Source organism: Streptomyces sp. McG3, assembly GCF_018619185.1.
Taxonomy (GTDB): Bacteria; Actinomycetota; Actinomycetes; order Streptomycetales; family Streptomycetaceae; genus Streptomyces.
In genome coordinates this window covers 1-4,469 of sequence record NZ_JAAXYC010000463.1, presented here as the reverse complement: position 1 = coordinate 4,469, position 4,469 = coordinate 1, and the positions used below count along the sequence as shown (strand labels likewise).

At 71.8% G+C, this 4,469-nt stretch carries 4 protein-coding genes; 2 read left to right on the top strand and 2 right to left on the bottom strand.

Translation table 11 applies throughout. The features are described 5' to 3' along the window. Positions 1-707 (bottom strand): FAD-dependent monooxygenase (locus HET64_RS36910; protein WP_374105606.1); only part of this gene is annotated, 707 nt, incomplete at its 3' end. A gap of 91 nt (positions 708-798) precedes the next feature. After that, a complete protein-coding gene (locus tag HET64_RS36905) occupies positions 799-1,149 on the bottom strand; it encodes a 5-carboxymethyl-2-hydroxymuconate Delta-isomerase (protein ID WP_215111603.1) in 351 nt (116 codons plus the stop codon). 279 nt (positions 1,150-1,428) lie between these two features. Between HET64_RS36905 and HET64_RS36900 the strand changes: the two genes are divergently transcribed. Both HET64_RS36900 and HET64_RS36895 read left to right on the top strand, forming a co-directional pair. Continuing rightward, positions 1,429-2,898, top strand: a complete 1,470-nt coding sequence (locus HET64_RS36900; RefSeq protein ID WP_215111602.1) for an aldehyde dehydrogenase family protein — start codon at positions 1,429-1,431, stop codon at positions 2,896-2,898. After that, on the top strand, positions 2,895-4,469 hold a 1,575-nt coding region (locus tag HET64_RS36895), incomplete at its 3' end, for an APC family permease (RefSeq protein WP_215111601.1). The genes HET64_RS36900 and HET64_RS36895, both read left to right, overlap by 4 nt.

The following is a 4,469-nucleotide window of genomic DNA, read 5'->3' as shown; positions in this document are numbered from 1 at the left end:
TCGGGGTGGAGGCCGTCGGCCGCGGGGGGCGCGGTGTAGAGCACCCAGTTGAGCCGGTGTCCGCCGGCGCCGTCCGGGATGCGGTAGATCATGCAGTGACCGCCGGGGAAGACGATGTTGTGCGCGTCGTGGCCGTCCGACGGGAGGTCGGCGACGTCCGGCGAGGTGCCGCGCCATCCGATGTATCCGGCGTACGTGGCGTCCAAGCCGGGGAACATGGCCTCGCGGACGACGGAGCGGTATCCGTCCGCCCCGATCACGACGTCGAAGTGCTCCCGGTGCCCGTCCGCGAGGCGCAGCGTCACCCCGTCGGCGTCCGGCTCCACCCCGGTGACCACGGCACCGGACCGGTAGGAGACCTCTTCCGGCACCCGGCGGCGCAGTTCGCTCCACAGGGAGCCCCAGCTGTAGGCGCGGAAGGGGAACGGCTGCTCGCCGACGACCCTGCCGTGATCGGCCTCGCCGTCCCGTACGCTCCACACCCGCCGGGTCAGCGGCGCCCAGGGCATCTCCGGGGCGACGTACCCGGCCTCCCTCAACTCGTCGTAGCGGTCGCTGTGGAGGGCGATTCCCACCCCTCTGTCACGGAGCCGGGCGTCTGCGCGTTCCAGGACGGTGATCCGCTCGGCTCCCCCGCGCGACGCGGCCAGGGCCGCGGCACACCCCGCTATGCTGCCGCCGACCACGGCGACGCTGCCTCCACGCATGTCTCGCACTCCACTCATTCGACGTTCCGGACCCATTCGACGTTCCGGCCTTCCGGTCCTGCCCACCCGACGTACCCGACGCGATGCCCGTTCAGCGCTTCCGGAAGGCCGCGTCCAGATCGGGGACCTCGACGGAGGCGTGCAGGGTCACGCCGTCGGCCGGCTCGACCCGGGCGGCGATCAGATCGAGTACGGCGTCCGCGAGGCGGATCTTGGTCTCGTCGGTGCGGCCGTGGAGCAGGCGTATCTCGATGTGCAGGACGGCGTGGCCCTCGGCCCGGTCGCCGATGACGAAGTCGTCGACGCGACGGAAGCGGGTCTTGCAGGCCTCCGGGCGGGTGGCGACGATGTCGACGACGAGCGGGTGCAGGGCGAGCGCGAAGGCCTGCCGGTCGAAGGCCGCAGCGAGCGTGCCGGAGTAGTCGACGGTGATCTGCGGCATGGGGGGGGCAACTCCTCGGAGAACAGGGCGGGATGGGGACATCCGCTCGTACGGAGGGAACGGTAGCCGAACGCGCGTCCGGGCCGGGGTTCGCCCGCCGCCCGTGCGGAGGGCTCGCCCACCGTCCCGGCCGTCGCCTGCTCCGGTCGGCCCCGCCCGCGCTGCGTACCCGGACACCCGGCCTTACCTTCTGTGCAGACGCCGTCACTCAGGGAGCCGGTCGTCGCGGAAGCCCGCACCCGGCGGGGCGCCCGTCCCACCCCCGTACAGGAGGAGCCCATGCCGGAGCTGTTCATCGATGGCCGGTGGACCGCCGCCGCCGAGGGGCGGACGCGGGAGATCCGCTGCCCCGCCGACGGCACGCTGGTGGCGGAAGTCGACGAGGGCGGGGCCCAGGACGCCGACGCGGCCGTCGCCGCGGCCCGGCGGGCCTTCGACCGGGGGACCTGGCCGGGGACGCCCGCCGCCGAGCGGGGGCGGCTGCTGCTGCGGGTGGCGGAGCTGCTGGAACGGGACAAGGACGCCTTCGCGCGGGCCGAGTCGCTGGACACCGGCAAGCGGCTGGTCGAGAGCGCCTACGACATGGACGACATCGCGAACTGTTTCCGGTACTTCGGCAATCTCGCCGCGGCCGGGGGCACCGACCGGGTCGTCGACACCGGGAGCGCCGACACGGACAGCCGTATCGTCCACGAGCCCGTCGGGGTCTGCACACTCATCACGCCGTGGAACTATCCGCTGCTCCAGACCGCCTGGAAGGTCGCTCCCGCGCTCGCGGCCGGCAACACGTTCGTGCTCAAGCCGAGCGAGCTGACCCCGCACACGGCCATCCTGCTCATGGGGCTCCTGACCGAGGCCGGACTGCCGGACGGGGTCGCCAATCTGGTGCTGGGGGCGGGTGCCGTCGTGGGCGCGCCGCTGACCGAGGATCCGCGCGTGGACATGGTGTCGTTCACCGGAGGGCTCGCCACCGGACGCCGTGTCATGGCCGCCGCGGCGGCCACCGTGAAGAAGGTCGCCCTGGAGCTGGGCGGCAAGAACCCCAACATCGTCTTCGCCGACGCCGACTTCGACACCGCCGTCGACTACGCGCTGATGGCGGTGTTCCTGCACGCGGGGCAGGTCTGCTCCGCAGGGGCGCGGCTCCTCGTGCAGGACGAGCTGCACGACCGGTTCACCGACGAGCTGGTGGCGCGGGCCCGCCGGATCAGGCTCGGCGGGCCGTTCGACGAGGACGCGCGCAGCGGCCCGCTGATCTCCGCCGCGCACCGCGACAAGGTCGAGGCGTACGTGGCCGAGGGCATCGCCGAGGGCGCGGTGCTGCGCTGCGGCGGGGCGCGGCCCGACGATCCGGCGCTGGCGGACGGCTTCTACTACCCGCCCACCGTGCTGGACGAGTGCGCGACCTCGATGTCCGTGGTGCGGGACGAGTCGTTCGGCCCGGTGCTCACCGTCGAGCGGTTCCGGGACGAGGACGACGCGGTCCGGCTGGCCAACGACACCGTGTACGGGCTGGCGGGCGCCGTGTGGACGCAGGACGGCGGGCGCGCCCACCGGGTGGCCTCACGGCTGCGGGCGGGCACCGTGTGGATCAACGACTTCCACCCCTACGTACCGCAGGCGGAGTGGGGCGGCATGAAGCAGTCCGGCTTCGGCCGCGAGCTGGGTCCCGCCGGGCTGGCCGAGTACCAGGAGGCCAAGCACATCTGGCGCAATGTCGCGGCGGTTCCCCAGCGGTGGTTCGAGTGAGTCCGGACAGCGGTCCGGGACGGGACCGAGCGGCCGAGGCCCGGAGCAAGGCCGACGACGACGCGCTGGGCGAGCTGGGCTACCGGCCCGAACTCCGGCGTACGCTCGGCAACTTCCACACGTTCGCCGCCGGGATCAGCTACATCTCGATCCTGACCGGCACCTTCCAGCTGTTCTACTTCGGCGTCAGTTTCGGTGGTCCCGCCTACTGGTGGTCGTGGCCGATGGTCTTCTGCGGCCAGCTGATGGTGGCCCTGTGCTTCTGCGAGCTGGCGGCCCGCTACCCGGTGGCCGGTTCGATCTACAACTGGGCCAAGAAGATGGGCGGTCCGCACGTCGGCTGGCTCGGCGGCTGGATGATGATGACGGCCACCATGGTCACCCTGTCGGCCGTGGCGCTGGCCTACCAGATCACCCTGCCGCAGATCGACGGCTGGTTCCAGTTCGTGGGTGACGGGAGCGGCAGGAACGACCAGGCGGCCAACGCCGTACTGCTGGGCAGCGTGCTGATCCTGTTCTCCACGCTGGTGAACGCGTTCGGGGTCAAGCTCATGGCCCGGATCAACTCCGCGGGCGTCTTCATCGAGCTGATCGCCGCCGTCCTGCTCATCATCTTCCTGGCGGCCCACATCACCCGTGGCCCCAGCACCGCCCTGACGGAGACGTACGGGCTGGGCAGCGGCCAGTCGCTGGGCTACTTCGGCGCGTTCCTCACCGCGTCGCTGGCCTCGGCCTACGTGATGTACGGCTTCGACACCGCGTCCTCGCTCGGCGAGGAGTCGCACGACCCGGGCCGCAACGCGCCCCGCGCGATTCTGCGGGCGCTCATCGCGTCGTTCCTGATCGGCGCGTTCATCCTGCTGTTCGCGCTGCTCGCGGTGCCGGACCTCAAGGCCGAGGAACTGTCGACGGGCGGGTTGCAGTACGTGGTGCTGGCGACGCTCGGCGACACCGTCGGGGAGGTCTTCCTCTGGGCGGTGGTCGTCGCGATCACCGTCTGCGTGCTGGCGGTGCAGGCCGCCGGGATCCGGCTGATGTTCGCCATGGCGCGGGACAACAACCTGCCCGCCGGATCGAGGCTGGCCAGGGTCAGCCCCCGCTTCGGGACGCCCGTGGTGCCCGCCGTGCTGATCGGGGTGGTGGGCGTCGTCATCCTGGTGGTGAACATCAACCAGCCGCAGATCTTCTCGGTGATCACCAGCATCGCGATCATCATGATCTACGTGGCCTATCTGCTGGTCACCGTGCCCATGCTGCTGCGCCGGCTGCGCGGCGGCTGGGAGCCCCGCGAGGGAGCTTTCTCGCTGGGCCGCTGGGGACTGCCGATCAACGTCGCCGCCGTGCTCTGGGGCGCGGCCATGTCGCTCAACCTGGCCTGGCCGCGCGCCGAGGTGTACAACGCGACCGGCCCGCAGCACTGGTACCTGCGCTGGGGCGCGTTCCTGTTCATCGGCGTCGTCGCGCTCGGCGGCTTCGCCTACTACTGGTTCGTCCAGCGGCACCGGACCGGTGTGCTCGCCGAGCACCGGTCCGCGGCGCCGGACCCCGGCGCCCCCACCGCTCCCCCGTCC

Excerpts from the sequence above, each read along its gene's own strand:
- HET64_RS36900 (WP_215111602.1), top strand. The coding sequence starts at position 1,429 with ATGCCGGAGCTGTTCATCGATGGCCGGTGGACCGCCGCCGCCGAGGGG.
- HET64_RS36905 (WP_215111603.1), bottom strand. The coding sequence starts at position 1,149 with ATGCCGCAGATCACCGTCGACTACTCCGGCACGCTCGCTGCGGCCTTC.